Source organism: uncultured Chitinophaga sp., assembly GCF_937898475.1.
Taxonomy (GTDB): Bacteria; Bacteroidota; Bacteroidia; order Chitinophagales; family Chitinophagaceae; genus Chitinophaga.
Genome location: NZ_CALEJS010000024.1, coordinates 53,121 through 67,578 on the forward strand (window position 1 = coordinate 53,121; position 14,458 = coordinate 67,578).

Below are 14,458 nucleotides of genomic sequence, written 5' to 3' on the forward strand. Positions count from 1 at the left end.
AAGTACATTTATGCAAAGCTTGCGGCTGGTGTAGGGCCCAGGCATACAGATGCACTTTAAAAGAATGCTGATGACAGATCCCGGGCCTCTTTCAAAAATAGAAGCGTTTGTCAGGAAAATAGTACAGCCCAATGAAGAAGAATGGGAAGCGCTGGCCAACATCCTGCATCCAAAGACCTTGAAGAAAAAAGACCTGCTGTTAAAAGCAGGACAGGTATGCACGTTTATTGCCTTTATCAACTCCGGCGTGTTACGGGAGTATAACTACCTGTACGATAAAGAGGTGACCGTAGATTTTATGGGCGCCAATCAATTTACCAGCGACTATCAAAGCTTTATTATGCAGGCGCCTTCCCGCCAGTATATAGAGGCGCTGACAGATGCGGAGGTGCTCATCCTGCAGAAAGACGCGATCAATGCCTTATATGACCAATACAAGATCTGGGAGCGATTCGGGCGGCTGATCATAGAGAAAGTGTTCTGTAATGCAGAAGAAAAACGGAAGAAGATCATCGCATCCACCCACGAGGAACAGTACCGTGATTTTGTGGCCACTTACCCGGACATTATCCAGCAGGTGCCCCAGTATTATATAGCCTCCTATTTAGGATTAACACCGGAGCACCTGAGCAGGCTGAGAAAGAAAGGTTAGGACGATCTAAAAATGTTTCTTCACTTCCGTACCGATCAGGGATATGGATTCCATCAATTGCTCCGCCGGTAAGCTGGCATTGTCCATCTGGAAAGTCACTCTCGTAATACCTCCCAATGCATTGTTGATATAAGCGATCTTTTCTGCTACATGTTCCGGACCGCCTACCAGCAGGGCGCCCTGCAAATCAACGGACCGTTCAAACTGGGACCTGGTCACGGGCGGCCAGCCACGTTCTTTACCAAATTTTGTCATAATGCGCGCATAGCCGGGATAATATTCCTCCATTGCCTTTGCGTTGCTGCTGGCTACATATCCCGGTAAATGGACGCCCACTTTCAGTTGTGCTGCCGGAAATCCTGCTTTGAGTCCGGATTCCCTGTACAGGTCTATCAGCGGGCGGAAACGATGCGTCTCCCCTCCTATGATGGCCACCATGAGCGGAAGGCCTAGTTTTCCTGCACGGGCAAATGAGCCGGGAGTGCCTCCTACGCCCAGCCACACGGGCAGCTTATCCTGCACGGGGCGCGGGTATACCGGCTGGTTGATCAGCGCGGGGCGGTACCTGCCCGACCAGTTAATATATTCTTCGTCCCTGAGCCGGAGCAGTAAGTTTAATTTCTCTGTAAACAGCGCATCATAATCATCCAGGCTGAAACCAAACAGGGGAAATGCCTCTGTAGCGGATCCTCTGCCGGCTACTATCTCTGCCCGGCCGTTGGAGATCAGGTCAAGCGTAGCAAACTCCTGGAATACCCGCACGGGGTCTGCCGTGCTTAAAACCGTGACGGCGCTTGTCAGCCGGATGTTCTTTGTGCGGCTGGCGGCTGCCGCCAGGATCAAGCCGGGAGCCGAATCCAGGAACTCTTTCCGGTGGTGTTCCCCAATGCCGAAAACATCCAGTCCTACCGTGTCTGCCAGAATGATCCTGTCCAGCAATTGTGCAATGGCCTGGTGTGCCGATATAGCGTTCTTATCATCGTTCAGATCTACTGAAGCAAAGCTGTCAATACCTATTTCCATAATTGAGCACAAAGATGAGATTTAACAGGGCTCAATGCGGATGGGTTACCAAAAGGTAAGCGGTTAAGGCCTGGAAGCTGCTTTCAACAGGGCTTCCACCTGGCTGATCTTACCGGCTCCGCTTGTACGCAGCAGGATCTTTCCTGCTGGATCGATCAGGATCTGTGTGGGATATGCTTCTACTTTGAATCTTTTGATGATGGAAGTTCCATAATTATCCTTCATGTCTTCAAAGAGGTGCGTCCATTGCATGTGATGCGTTTTAATGAGTTGCTGCAGCCGGGGAATGTTCTTTTGCTCATCATATGCAATATTCACAATGGAAAGGATATCATGGTACTGCCGATCCAGTTGCACCAGGTCTGGTATAGCGCTTATACAGGGATTACACCAGGAGCCCCAGAAATCGAGCAATACATACCTGCCGCGCAGCGTATTGAGCGCAAAGGGTTGCCCATCGATGGTTTTTCCTGCAAAGGGATAAGCATCTTCACCCGGCTGACTGCCCGTGACGGACGCTCCTTTCCCTGCATTTTTAAACACGATCTCCCCACCATAAGTGATGGGCTGATCGTCGCCGAAGTCAAGGTTATTGTTTGCATCTGTTATCAATACTCTTTTGCCGTTTGCCGCAAAGCCGGACAGGATAAATACGATATGCCTGATGGGATGGGCACTCAGGGACAATGTATCCGTGCTGGATTTGCTGAGCTCATTCACAATTGTTTCCGGCGACATCCGCCCGTTCAGTCGCTGGTATAGTTCATACATTCCCTGCTGCGGCTGAAAATCCAGCTCTTTGATCACGGGGTTGGCCAGCGTTGCGGGGATGCCTTTAAAGCTGCGTGCGGAGTCGAAGTTAAAACTATAGGACCCGTATAGCATTGCGGGGCTTAACCGGGGTGATCCCGGACCCGTCCCGGGAACTGTCTTCAACGCTACCCTGATCTCGGGTTGCTGTGCATAGGTACGCCCCGCCATTGCGAAGGCTAACAACAGGATGAATGATCTTCTTTTCATAGTATGAAAAGGTAATACTTATTATCAACTAGTTCAATTGCCCGTTTTCGTTACGCTAAAAGAAATTGTGTATATTAGCCGCTATGGCTTCTCTAAAGACGATCTTCCACGTGGCACTCACTGCAGCAGGCCTGACATATGGCCTGAACAGCACTGCACAACAGGCTTCCATTTTTCTGGCTGACCCTACCATCTTCCCTGATAAAGGAAAGTATTATCTCTATGGCACCGGCAGCAACCAGGGCTTCCCGGTATACACCTCTACAGACCTGGAAAGCTGGCAGCAGTCGAAAGACAGCGCAGGGCAGCTGGCGCTGAAACGCGGCGAAACGTTTGGTGATAAAGGGTTCTGGGCGCCGCAGGTGTTTACTTACAAAGGCAGCTATTACATGGCTTATACGGCCAACGAACAGATCGCGATTGCCAAAGCGGCGGGTCCCGCGGGTCCTTTCAGGCAGAACGCATTGGTTCCTTTAAGCGGAAGCGGCAAGCAGATAGATCCGTTCATCTTCTTTGACAAGGGGAAGGTTTATCTCTACCACGTGAAGCTGCAGGATGGCAATCGCATTTTTGTAACGGAGATGAAACCGGATCTGTCAGATATTATTCCCGGTACTGAAAAAGAATGTATATCGAGCAGTGAAGGATGGGAGAACACGGCGAATGCCAAATGGCCGGTAGCAGAAGGTCCGACGGTGTTAAAACATAAGGATACGTATTACCTGATCTATTCCTCCAATGATTTCCGGAATAAGGATTACGCGGTAGGATATGCCACCGCGCCCTCTCCTGCAGGTCCCTGGAAGAAATATACCGGCAACCCGGTTATCAGCCGGCATACGGTGGGGCATAACGGAACCGGGCATGGTGATGTGTTTGCAGATAAAAAAGGGCAGCTGTATTACGTGTTGCACACGCATCATTCAGACAACAAGGTATCGCCCCGGGCTACTGCGATGGTGAAGCTAAGGTTTAAGCCGGTGAAAGGCGGAGCGGATGTGCTGGAAGTAGAACAAGGATCATTTAAGTTCCTGGGTACGGATTGATAAAAGGCCACACACAGGCAGAAGATCACGATGAAGTTGACCGCCAGGATCAAAAACCAGCCAAGATTTTCCGTTATGAAGTTCTGCGCACGTGCGAACCACTCATCCGCCGATTCCCTGAAGACCAGGCATAGCATGAGGCCTTAACATCACCAATGCAAATGATACAAAGAAAACGGGCTTATTGATGGTAAATGCATTTCTTTTATACATGGAGCACAAATCGAAGTGAATACAGTGATGCTGCAATTGCGGCGCCACCTGTTCGCTATTCACTTACCGGGATGGCGCAGCTGTTTTCTTAAAAAGAGTACCGTTAATCCGGTAACAGCTGCAGCTGCTGCAATGTTCAATATTCGTGACGCGCCGGGCCTGATCCGTGCGGGGGAATTTTGCCTGACGCCCATGGCGTAGTGAACAGTGCTGAACAGGTTACCGTCTGTGTCTGCCGCTGTCCGGGCCACTTTAAAGTATCCCTTCATCAGCAGACCGGTAAGCTTCATCATTGTTTCCGGCGCAAGGGAGTGTCCCAGCCTGAACAGTATGGCAGCCGCTCCGCCGGGATACCTGACAGGCATCGGGCGCAGTATGGATGCCTTAACAGCATTGGCCACGATCATGGGATCATATACCGGTGGTGCAGGTTTTAACACTTTCCCGGTATAGTTACCGGCATGCAATATGCCCGGGGTGTCTAAGAAAGGAGGAAAAAGATCCACCACATGTATACGGGGCCAACCGGTCAGTTCACCTTTTAATGCCTCGAAAAATCCTCTCAATGCAAATTTACTGGCGCTGTAGGCTTCGCCAAAAGGCACCGGTACATATCCGCCGATGGAGATATTGTTAATGAGCGTACCGGTTTTCTGCTGCTTAAAGTAGGGCAGCACTGCGTATGCCCCTCTCATATAGCCCAGCAGGTTAGTGCTGATCACCTTTTCATGTATGGCCCAGGGCGTTTGCTCAAAGGGGCCCGCAGCAAGCACGCCGGCATTATTAAACCATACGTCTATCCTGCTTTTCCATGCAAATGATGTTACCGCCAGCTGTTGCATGGCTGCGTAATCAGTTACATCAGTGGGTACTACCAGCGCTTCCGCGCCAAGATCCCTGCATTCATCCGCTACCTGCCGGAGCGCCTGCTCATTGCGCGATGCGAGCACCACGCAGGCGCCATTACGGGCAAGCTCTAGGGCGGTACAGCGGCCTGCCCCGCTTGAAGCGCCTGTTATCACAACTACTTTTCCGGGGATACTGTTATTCATGATAAAGCAGGATCAAAAGATGCGCCAATAAGCATTGTTCAGTATGCTGAAATTAGAGGCTGAAAGATGTTTAGCCCGGTTATTGACGAACGGTTGTGTCTTCTCCCCAAAAATCTTTACATTCAGACAGCCATTTAAAAGACTAAACCGTTCCACGTATGAAAAAGATCATGCTTGCCGTATTATTACCCGGTCTCCTTGTACTGAGTGCCTACCAGCTGTTGCATCCAAAGCATGCCCCGGAGGCAATTGTCAACGCCAGCGTTAAAACCCGTATTGACGCCACCTTAAAAAGCTTTATCGATTCTAACAAAACCGTGGGGTTATCGGCCCTGGTATTTGAGAAGGGCAAGGAAGTGTTTTATAACGCCTATGGCTTTGCCGACCGTGAGAACCGGGTACCGATGGACCGCAATACCATTGTGCGCATTTACTCCATGACCAAGCCGGTGACCGGTGTAGCGCTGATGACGCTGTATGAAAAAGGCGCTTTTCAGCTCGATGATCCCCTGTCAAAGTATGCGCCTGAATTTGCGGATATGAAAGTGTACAGGGGTACGGATGCCAATGGTAATTTCATACTGGAACCTGCCAAAAGGCCCATCACCATCCGCGATCTTACCCGCCATACTGCTGGATTTGCGGTGGATAATCACCCCGCTCTGGGCGCCGCCATACAAAAGGTGCAGCCGATGAACCCCGACAATACACTTGCTGAAATGGCGAAAAAGCTGGCCAGCCTTCCACTGCAGTTCCACCCCGGTGATGAATGGGCATATGGCGTTTCAGTAGACGTACAGGCATACCTGGTAGAAAAGCTTTCCGGTAAACCTTTTGATCAATACCTGAAGGAAACCATTTTTGATCCGCTGAAAATGACAAATACCCGGTATGTGATACCTGAAAGCGACCAAAAAAGACTGGCAGCGCTGTACAACCGCAGCGAAGATGGTACACTTACCCGCATGCCCGATGAACGCGCCAATTTTATGCATACCAAAGCGCATGCCTTAACACCGGGCGGCTGGGGACTGACCTCTACCCTGGACGATTATATGAAATTTGCACAGATGCTGGTGAATAAAGGCCGTGCAGGTAATGTACAGATACTGAAACCGGAGACGGTTGCGCTGATGGCCACCAACCAGCTGCCGGATACTATTTCAAACCGCATGTGGCTGCCCAGTAAGGGCCGTGTGGGTTTTGGAATTGATTTCGCGGTACGCACGCAGCCGCCCATGACTAAAGATGAGAATAATGGTATAGTGGGTGAATTTTTCTGGGATGGCGCGGCAAGTACCTTATTCTGGGTGGATCCTAAGAATGATCTGACAGCAGTGCTGTTTACGCAGCTGATGCCTTTTGATAAGGTGAAACTGCATAAGCGTTTTCGTGATGCGGTGTACGGGGAATATGAACCGAAGAACACGGCAAAGCAATAAACATTCACAAAACTTATCTTCGATATTACTACATAATGAATCCCATGATAGCCTTCAAAGTTTCATCCTGTTGTTGTTCTCTGCTGATGGTTGCGCTGTTATCGCCAAACTGAAAACCGTAATAAGCGAACTGGGAATGATTGGCGCCCGCTATCCGTACAAACTTCGTCGCCGGCGGAAGCTTTGGTTTATTATCCAGTACAGATTTCTCGTCTGCCACCCCATCCCTTGCACCATATATTTTCATGACAGGTAGTTTGCTGCCAGCTAATGAGATATCCCGGGGATGGGTACTGGCAATCAGTATCAGCTTGTTTATCAGTGCAGGGTTTTCATAAACGAATTGTGCGGCCATCTTTGCTCCCTGTGAATGCCCTGCCAGGATATAAGTTTTACCTGTGTCTCTGAACAGCTGTAACCCTTTGGGTTTGTTATAACCTTTAGTGGCCAGCCGCCAGGGCATTTTTATCAAATATACCGCTGTGCCCTTATCCGCGATCTTTCTGCAAAGCGGCACATATGCTTCCGGATCTACCATCGCGCCGGGGTAAAAGATTAAAACATTCTTAAACGCGGCAGATGGGGTAAATGAATAGAAATCACTGTTCTCCTTTACTTCAACCGATTTATTACTTTTCAAAAATGCCGGGTCAACACCATGTGCCTGGTAAGAGTAGATTAACCAGGCCATAAAGGACAGTCCGCCGGATATCCAGATAATCCTTATGATCTTTCGAATAGTCCATTTTTTAGCCATCATCAATAGGTTAGTTTGAGTGTGATTAACATTTCCAACATAGGTAAAAATTTGCAGAATACATAACAAAAAGCTTCCAACCGCTACCTCTTCCCCTCTATTTAACTTAAGTGAAAATCTGATAACCTATTTCATCGCACCTTTACATCAACAAAAACACAAACAAAATGAAAAGATCATCAAAAGCCCTTTGGAATGGCGACCTGAGTACAGGTCATGGCGAATTAACTACAGACAGTCTTGTACTGAATAAAACACAATACTCATTCAACACCCGTTTTGGCGATGTAATTGGTACCAACCCGGAAGAACTGCTGGCGGCTGCGCATGCAGGCTGCTTTACAATGGCGCTGGCTTATGCCCTTTCAAAGGCAGGACTGAAACCCGGAGCGCTGGAAACCACCGCTACCGTTAATGCCGACCTGGCTAAAGGCGGGATCACCGGTATTGAACTGACGTTGAACGCCGCACACATTGAAGGCCTGTCTGCCGAAGCGTTCCTGGAATACGCTGCTGATGCCAAACTAAACTGCCTGCTGTCTAAAGCGCTGGCCAGTGTGGAGATCAGCCTGAATGTGAATTATGAAGCACATGCTGTAGTAAGCTGAGCGTAATTTAAAATGTAGAACCATGTTAACGGAAACAGCACATACCAGGTGCCTGATCATCGGATCAGGCCCTGCCGGGTATACAGCCGCCATCTACGCGTCGCGCGCCGGACTTGCGCCGGTGATGTATACAGGCATAGAGCCCGGGGGACAATTAACAAAAACCACCGAAGTAGAGAACTTCCCCGGCTACCCACAGGGCATCCTCGGTCCGGACATGATGGAAGACTTTCGCAGTCAGGCCCTCCGCCTGGGTACGGAAATCCGGTACGGTTATGTGAGCAGTGTGGATTTCAGCCGGTATCCTTACGAGGTGACTGTCGACGAGCGGGAAACCATACTTGCCGACAGCATTATCATCTCTACGGGCGCTTCTGCAAAATGGCTGGGATTAGAGTCAGAAGCCAGGTACAATGGCGCCGGCGTTTCTGCATGCGCAGTATGCGACGGCTTCTTCTTCCGCGGGAAAGATGTGGCGCTGGTGGGCGCGGGTGATACAGCAGCGGAAGAAGCCACCTACCTGTCAAAGCTGGCGAACAAGGTATATATGCTGGTGAGGCGCGATGAATTCCGCGCATCCAAACTGATGGCAGACCGTGTGCGCAGCACTCCCAATATCGAAGTGCGCTATAATACCGAAACGCTGGAGGTGCTGGGCGATGGCCGCAGCATGACCGGCCTCAGAATATACAACCATCAACAACAGCAGGAGTCCAGCCTCGAGGTGAGCGGCCTTTTCGTGGCCATTGGTCACCAGCCCAATACGGAGATATTCCGCGGCGCCATAGACATGGACGAAACGGGGTATATCAAAACCGCACCGGGATCCACCGCTACCAACCTCCCGGGGGTGTTTTGCTGTGGCGATGCCCAGGACCGGGTGTACCGCCAGGCCATTACCGCAGCCGGAACCGGTTGTATGGCAGCCCTGGATGCAGAACGTTTTCTCAGCGGGCAGGCAGCCGGCCTTTCATTTACAGTTAACAACCTTCAGCCCGCCAGTTAAGGCGGGTGTTTATATATAGTCAGGTAAAAAGCCGTATCATTTAATGGTACGGCTTTTACGCTTTGATAGAGTTAAAAACTGTCAGCTTAAATTGCTACTTTCGTTTTAAGATGACCTCTTATCTCAAGCTTAGCGATCAGGATCTGGCCGCCCTTTTAAGGGAGGGTGACGAAGCTGCGTTCAAGGCGGTCTATCAGCAATACTGGGACAAACTGCTGGCGCTCGCAGGCAGGCGTTTAGGCAATATTGATGAGGCGGAAGACGTAGTACAGGACATATTTCTCCATCTCTGGAAACGCAGGGAAAGCTTTGAGCTGAAAGTGAATTTCGAGCATTATTTTGCCGTTGCCGTCAAATTTGAGGTCATCAACCGTTTAGCGAAACGATCCAGGGAACAGGAAAGAGATCATGCCTTTGCAAAGGAAACTCCCGGCCACCAGGCCCCCCTGCTCCCCGCTTTTGACCTGGAGCAGCTGCAAAAACAGCTGGAAGCCACCATCAGTACCCTGCCCCCGAAATGCCAGCTGGTTTTCCGCATGAGCCGCAGAACAGACTATACCAACAAGAAAATAGCCGAACAGCTGCATATTTCCGAGAAGGCGGTTGAAAAACAGGTTACCCGCGCCTTAAAACTGCTCAAATCCCGTTTTGGGCCCATGTTAACCCTGGCATTACTGCTGCTGCCGCGGGTAAAACCCTGAGCAGCTCCCCCCCTGAAAATATTTTTTTCAAAAAAGGTAGGGTATGCCCATTTTCATGTGGCTATCTATAAAAGCGCCTGCTATGCACCCATCAAACAGCCAGGAAAGAATGAACCAGCTTGCCAGGAAATGGCAGGAAGGTACTATTACTGCCGAAGAAAGGGAAGAATTTGAACAGTGGTACAATGATGCCGACAATTCCCTGGAAATAAGGTCGGGCGAGTCGCGGGAAGCGATGGAGCGGCGATTGTATGCGCAGATCGCAGAAAGGGGCCATATTGGCCGCAGCAGGTTGTCCAGGTGGCCGCGCGTGGCGGCAGCAGCCGTTATACTGCTGGCGCTGGGGATTGGCGGGTATTTCCTCGCTAAAAGAGGCGATGTACAACCGGCAGTGGAAACCCTGGCCCAGGACCTTGCCCCGGGCAGCAACAAAGCCGTTCTCACATTGGCCAATGGCGAAAAGATCTTACTCGACAATGCCCAAAACGGCCGTTTAGCCGTACAGGGTAATGCCAGCATCACCAAAAAATCTGACGGTAATATCGGGTATGAGGCCACGAAGGACCCCGCATCCGGATCCTCCCTGGTGGCTTTTAACACGGTAAGCACTCCTTTGGGCGGACAATACCACCTCACCCTGTCAGACGGAACCGAAGTATGGCTGAACGCAGGTTCTTCCATCCGGTTTCCCACTACCTTCAGCGGCGCTGAAAGGAAAGTGGAGATCAGCGGTGAGGTGTATTTTGAAGTGGCCCGCAATCCCGCAAAGCCCTTCCTGGTAGCAAATGAGCGGCAGCTGGTGGAAGTGCTGGGAACGCATTTCAATGTGAATGCCTATGCCGATGAAGAAGTGGTAAGAACCACCCTTTTGGAAGGAGCGGTAAGAGTGAGCGCCGCCGGTAACAGCAGCACCATCAAACCCGGTGAGCAGGCGGTATTGGGCAGCCAGCGTTTAACGGTCACCAGCGCCAATACCGAAGAGGCCGTGGCCTGGAAGAACGGCTATTTCCGTTTCAATGATGAAAAGATCGGCAGTATCATGCGTAAACTTTCGCGCTGGTACGACATAGAGGTCTCTTTTAAAGGACCGGTATCTGAAGAAGGATTTAATGGGAAAATTTCCCGGTATAAGAATATCAGCCAAGTCTTAAGAATGCTTGAAAAAACAGGGGCAGTACAATTTCAGATCGAGGGCAGGAAGGTAATAGTCATGCAGTAGCGCTGCTGCTTCCGCTCATCTTTTAAATTATTCAAGGAACGCGTTGCACCACTATTTTCCGGAGAATGCAAGGGTGCCACGTCTAAACCTATGCTTCACAACATGTACAGACATTACGCCAGAATCTCTGTACAGCCGCATGGCTGTACACGTAAAACGCTTTTGAAAATGAAGTTAAACGTACTTTTGCTGACCGCCATTATTTTGCTGTCTGGCGCCGTCGCCTTTGCACAGAAAGTCACGCTTAAAGAAAAGAACTTACCGCTTGACCAGGTCTTTAATAAGGTGAGCGCGCAAACAGGCTACGATTTTCTCTATACCACCTCTCTACTGAAAAGCGCCCGGCCTGTAACGATAGACGTGCGCGATGCAGACCTGAACACCGTTCTTAAAACGATCTTCGCCAACCAGCCGCTGAACTTCAGCATAGAGGATAAATCGGTTGTGGTGACGCCCAAGACGCCGCCAACGCAGCCGTCCAGGCAACCCGGCTTGTCTGCCACGATCGATGTAACGGGCCGTGTAACAGATGCGGATGCGGGCACGCCCCTTTCAGGCGCCACCGTACTGGTGAAAGGCAGCTGGAAAGGTACCAGTACAGCGGCAGACGGCTCCTTCAGGCTGAATGGCGTAGAAGAAAATGCCCCTCTGCTGGTGAGCTTCATCGGTTATAAAACCAGGGAGCTCAGCGCAGCAGCAGACCTGGGCACCATCCGGATGGAGGTGGCTATCAACACACTGGACAAGGTAGCGGTAACGGTCAACACCGGTTACCAGCGCATCAAACCGGAGCAGAGCACCGGCGCCGTGGCGCAGATCAGCACAAAGGCCTATGAATCCAGGGTAAGCAGCAATTTCCTGGATGGTTTAGCCAACCGCCTGCCCGGCCTGCTGATCAACAACAACGTTTCTTTTACCAGCACAACACCGGGCAGCACGGGTTCCACCTCCAGGAGCCTGTTCAACATCCGTGGTATATCTACCATGTCGGCCAACCAGAACCCGCTGATCGTGCTGGATGGCTATCCCACTGAGCTCACGATTGATATGATCGATCCGAACGAGATCAAAAGCGTCACCATCCTGAAAGATGCGGCTGCCGCCACCGTGTATGGCGTACGGGCGTCTAACGGCGTAATTGTAATTGAACGCAAACAGGCCACTGCGGGGAAACCCAAATTCGCTTTTCGTACAACACTTGGTATCAGGCCCAAGGAAAACTATCACCGTTACCGTTATGCGGATGACGGTGCAGCAGTATATGCAGATTTTGAAAAAAGTATTTATTCTGCCAGCGTAAACCCGGACAGCTGGTACCAGTTAGCCGCCATCGGCAGCGGCTACAGCCAGTCTTATTCACCGGTGTATTACCTGCTGGCGCAATCGGCAGCAAAGGTGATCACACCAGCGCAGTTTGCCAGCTCCTATGCCGCATTACAGTCATACGACAACCGGGATGAATACAGTAAATTATTGCAACGGGCTGCCATCACCCAGACATATAATCTCAGCGCCTCCGGCGGTAATGAAAATGCATTGTATTACATTACCGCAAATTACACCGGCAACCGCCTGACTGCACGTAATAACAATAACAACAGGTGGCTGCTTTCCGGCAGGTCGAACCTGAAATTATCGTCCAGGTTATCGCTGGAGCTCATCACCGACTACCAGGAGCTGCGCACCAACGGCGCACCCGTACCCAGCCTGTCAGACCTTTTTCCTTACGAGCACCTGCAGGATGTAAACGGTCAGCCTGTTTTTGCCAGTTCCGGGTCTGAGATCAACCCCTTCTACAATAACTCCCTGAAGCAAAGAGGTTTGCCGGATGTGCTTTACTATCCACTGGTGGATGTAGACCAGATCAGTGATAAGACCAGGACCGTCAACAACCACTTCACCGCCAACTTTAATTATAACATTGGAAAAGGATTCAGCCTGCTGTTCGGCGGAATCTATGAGAATTCACGTACGGAGTTCCGGCACTATGCATCGGAATCGTCTTCCCAGGCAAGGGTGTACGTTGCCCAATACACCAGTGTCAACCCGGATGGAACGCTCAAATACAACATTCCGCAAGGCGGTTACCTGAACCAGGAAACAAGCCATACTTACAGCTATACGGCCCGTACGCAGCTGAACTATAACAAACGGTTCGGCACGCATCATTCATTTAACGGTATCCTGGGTACGGAGTTAAGGAATGTAGTGAGCAAAAGCAGCCTGGCCTCTTATTTTGGTTACAGTGATGAAACCCTGCTGCAGCAACCCGTGGATTACGCCGGTATTACCAATGGCATCATCAGGGGCGTCTTTATTACATCTTCGCCCTTTTATAATGCCTACAACTCCCTTTTCAACCAGACGTACACTGAAGACAGGTTCCTGTCTGGCTTTGCAAACGCGGTGTATTCCTACGACGATACCTACTCTCTTAGCGGCAGCGTTAGGATCGATCAGTCCAATCTTTTCGGTACCAATCCAAAATATAAATACAAACCTTTATGGTCAGTAGGTGCGGCCTGGAATATCAACCGGGAGCAGTTTATGCGGCAGGCATACTGGGTAGACGAACTGAAGCTGCGCGCTGCCTACGGTTTTAATGGCAACGTGGCAAAATTATCATTGCCGCAGGCCATTGCACAATATACGCTGAACATGGCCACCCTGCCCACCAGCACCGCCCTTACGCTGCTGTCTTACGCCAACAGCAGCCTGCGATGGGAGCAGACTAAAAATTTCAACGTGGGACTGGACTACCGGATCTTTAAGCACATTTCCGGCACTCTTGACTATTATTTCAAGAAAAGCTCAGACCTGCTGGGCAACTCTTTGATTGATCCTACTATCGGGCTCAGTCCTTCCATCATCAACAAGGCAACCATCAACAACAAAGGTATTGAGCTGAGCCTGCATGCAGACTGGATTGCCCGCAGGGATTTCAACTGGAATACCGGGCTGGTGCTAGCCCGCAACACCAGTAAAGTACTGGATGTTTACCAGCAGGGCGTTTACAATCCGCAAACGTTGAACGTGCTGGGCTACGTAAAAGGCTACCCGGTTGGCGGCCTGTTTGCCTATCGTGATGCAGGCCTGAGCAGTGCCGGTTTCCCGCTGGTGAAAAATGAACAGGGAAAGGTTTACGAAACGGATGACAGCTCCACCGGATCACAGCAATCCATGAGCCTTAACAGTGATACCTCCGGCGTAACGCGCTATGTAGGTTCCGCCATTCCCACCATCAATGCGGGATTGAGCAACCGTTTCGACATCGGGAAATGCTATGTGTTTGTAATGGTCAACTATTACGGCGGCTTTAAGGTGCGGATACCGCGGCCTGACCCCTCTGCCCTGCGGCCTTTAGAGGGTGCGGGTAATTACTGGAGAAAGCCGGGTGATGAAAATTATACGGATATCCCGGCGCTGGAAGCGCTTTATTCAAATGGAAATTCCAACGCAGCCAACGCCTATAATTTCTCCGACAAATACGTGGTGAACGGTGATTACATTACCCTGGCGGACGTAACCCTTTCTTACAGCTTTGACGACTGGAAATTTGTTAAAAGATCAGGGTTCTCACATGTGGAGGTAAAGCTGCAGGGTTCTAACCTGTGGACGCATGGTTTTAACCGGTATAATTACAGTCCGGCAACAGAAAGCTTCCAGAAGGCGTATATCACGCCCACGTACACGCTCGCCATTTTTACCAACTTCTAAAA

General features: G+C 50.5%; 12 protein-coding genes and 1 pseudogene. 8 read left to right on the plus strand and 5 right to left on the minus strand.

Translation table 11 applies throughout. From position 1 onward, the window contains the following. Nucleotides 1-70 precede the first annotated feature (70 nt). A complete protein-coding gene (locus Q0577_RS16020; protein ID WP_298737957.1) occupies nucleotides 71-652 on the plus strand; it encodes a Crp/Fnr family transcriptional regulator in 582 nt (193 codons plus the stop codon). A 6-nt stretch (nucleotides 653-658) separates the two neighbouring features. On the opposite strand, the gene Q0577_RS16025 is transcribed toward Q0577_RS16020, so the two are convergent. Both Q0577_RS16025 and Q0577_RS16030 read right to left on the minus strand, forming a co-directional pair. Then, nucleotides 659-1,675, minus strand: a complete 1,017-nt coding sequence (locus Q0577_RS16025) for an LLM class flavin-dependent oxidoreductase (protein ID WP_298737959.1) — start codon at nucleotides 1,673-1,675, stop codon at nucleotides 659-661. 63 nt (nucleotides 1,676-1,738) lie between these two features. After that, nucleotides 1,739-2,695: a TlpA disulfide reductase family protein gene (locus Q0577_RS16030; RefSeq protein ID WP_298737961.1), complete on the minus strand. Its 957-nt coding sequence runs from the start codon at nucleotides 2,693-2,695 to the stop codon at nucleotides 1,739-1,741. Nucleotides 2,696-2,778: 83 nt separating this feature from the next. On the opposite strand from Q0577_RS16030, the gene Q0577_RS16035 reads away from it, so the two are divergent. Then, on the plus strand, nucleotides 2,779-3,741 hold the full coding sequence (locus Q0577_RS16035; protein WP_298737963.1) for a glycoside hydrolase family 43 protein: 963 nt from the start codon (nucleotides 2,779-2,781) through the stop codon (nucleotides 3,739-3,741). 47 nt (nucleotides 3,742-3,788) lie between these two features. On the opposite strand, the pseudogene Q0577_RS27240 reads toward Q0577_RS16035, so the two are convergent. Both Q0577_RS27240 and Q0577_RS16040 read right to left on the minus strand, forming a co-directional pair. Continuing rightward, nucleotides 3,789-3,878, minus strand: a pseudogene (locus tag Q0577_RS27240) (hypothetical protein); the annotation flags it as partial. A gap of 135 nt (nucleotides 3,879-4,013) precedes the next feature. Next, on the minus strand, nucleotides 4,014-5,006 hold the full coding sequence (locus tag Q0577_RS16040; RefSeq protein WP_298737964.1) for an SDR family oxidoreductase: 993 nt from the start codon (nucleotides 5,004-5,006) through the stop codon (nucleotides 4,014-4,016). Nucleotides 5,007-5,164: 158 nt separating this feature from the next. Here Q0577_RS16040 and Q0577_RS16045 point away from each other — a divergent pair, with 158 nt between their 5' ends. Next, nucleotides 5,165-6,448 (plus strand): serine hydrolase domain-containing protein, encoded by a 1,284-nt coding sequence (locus Q0577_RS16045; RefSeq protein ID WP_298737966.1) that lies wholly within the window; start codon nucleotides 5,165-5,167, stop codon nucleotides 6,446-6,448. A gap of 28 nt (nucleotides 6,449-6,476) precedes the next feature. On the opposite strand, the gene Q0577_RS16050 is transcribed toward Q0577_RS16045, so the two are convergent. Further along, on the minus strand, nucleotides 6,477-7,208 hold the full coding sequence (locus Q0577_RS16050; protein WP_298737968.1) for an alpha/beta hydrolase: 732 nt from the start codon (nucleotides 7,206-7,208) through the stop codon (nucleotides 6,477-6,479). Nucleotides 7,209-7,372: 164 nt separating this feature from the next. Here Q0577_RS16050 and Q0577_RS16055 point away from each other — a divergent pair, with 164 nt between their 5' ends. The 5 genes from Q0577_RS16055 (at nucleotide 7,373) to Q0577_RS16075 (ending at nucleotide 14,456) form a co-directional block, all read left to right on the plus strand. Next, nucleotides 7,373-7,813, plus strand: coding sequence for an OsmC family peroxiredoxin (locus Q0577_RS16055; protein ID WP_298737970.1), 441 nt, complete (start codon nucleotides 7,373-7,375; stop codon nucleotides 7,811-7,813). 22 nt (nucleotides 7,814-7,835) lie between these two features. Next, complete coding sequence (trxB, locus tag Q0577_RS16060) at nucleotides 7,836-8,819, plus strand: thioredoxin-disulfide reductase (RefSeq protein ID WP_298737972.1); 984 nt, start codon at nucleotides 7,836-7,838, stop codon at nucleotides 8,817-8,819. Nucleotides 8,820-8,929: 110 nt separating this feature from the next. Further along, nucleotides 8,930-9,520, plus strand: a complete 591-nt coding sequence (locus Q0577_RS16065) for an RNA polymerase sigma-70 factor (protein ID WP_298737974.1) — start codon at nucleotides 8,930-8,932, stop codon at nucleotides 9,518-9,520. Between the two features lie 82 nt (nucleotides 9,521-9,602). Continuing rightward, nucleotides 9,603-10,739, plus strand: a complete 1,137-nt coding sequence (locus Q0577_RS16070; protein WP_298737976.1) for a FecR family protein — start codon at nucleotides 9,603-9,605, stop codon at nucleotides 10,737-10,739. A gap of 168 nt (nucleotides 10,740-10,907) precedes the next feature. Then, the gene (locus Q0577_RS16075) at nucleotides 10,908-14,456 is read left to right on the plus strand and encodes a SusC/RagA family TonB-linked outer membrane protein (RefSeq protein ID WP_298737978.1); all 3,549 of its coding nucleotides are present in this window, start codon (nucleotides 10,908-10,910) and stop codon (nucleotides 14,454-14,456) included. Nucleotides 14,457-14,458: the final 2 nt, after the last annotated feature.

Bases quoted from the DNA above. Each gene is read 5' to 3' on its own strand.
- Q0577_RS16020 (WP_298737957.1), top strand. From the start codon at position 71: ATGACAGATCCCGGGCCTCTTTCAAAAATAGAAGCGTTTGTCAGGAAA.
- Q0577_RS16025 (WP_298737959.1), bottom strand. From the start codon at position 1,675: ATGGAAATAGGTATTGACAGCTTTGCTTCAGTAGATCTGAACGATGAT.
- Q0577_RS16030 (WP_298737961.1), bottom strand. From the start codon at position 2,695: ATGAAAAGAAGATCATTCATCCTGTTGTTAGCCTTCGCAATGGCGGGG.
- Q0577_RS16035 (WP_298737963.1), top strand. From the start codon at position 2,779: ATGGCTTCTCTAAAGACGATCTTCCACGTGGCACTCACTGCAGCAGGC.
- Q0577_RS16040 (WP_298737964.1), bottom strand. From the start codon at position 5,006: ATGAATAACAGTATCCCCGGAAAAGTAGTTGTGATAACAGGCGCTTCA.
- Q0577_RS16045 (WP_298737966.1), top strand. From the start codon at position 5,165: ATGAAAAAGATCATGCTTGCCGTATTATTACCCGGTCTCCTTGTACTG.
- Q0577_RS16050 (WP_298737968.1), bottom strand. From the start codon at position 7,208: ATGATGGCTAAAAAATGGACTATTCGAAAGATCATAAGGATTATCTGG.
- Q0577_RS16055 (WP_298737970.1), top strand. From the start codon at position 7,373: ATGAAAAGATCATCAAAAGCCCTTTGGAATGGCGACCTGAGTACAGGT.
- trxB (WP_298737972.1), top strand. From the start codon at position 7,836: ATGTTAACGGAAACAGCACATACCAGGTGCCTGATCATCGGATCAGGC.
- Q0577_RS16065 (WP_298737974.1), top strand. From the start codon at position 8,930: ATGACCTCTTATCTCAAGCTTAGCGATCAGGATCTGGCCGCCCTTTTA.
- Q0577_RS16070 (WP_298737976.1), top strand. From the start codon at position 9,603: ATGCACCCATCAAACAGCCAGGAAAGAATGAACCAGCTTGCCAGGAAA.
- Q0577_RS16075 (WP_298737978.1), top strand. From the start codon at position 10,908: ATGAAGTTAAACGTACTTTTGCTGACCGCCATTATTTTGCTGTCTGGC.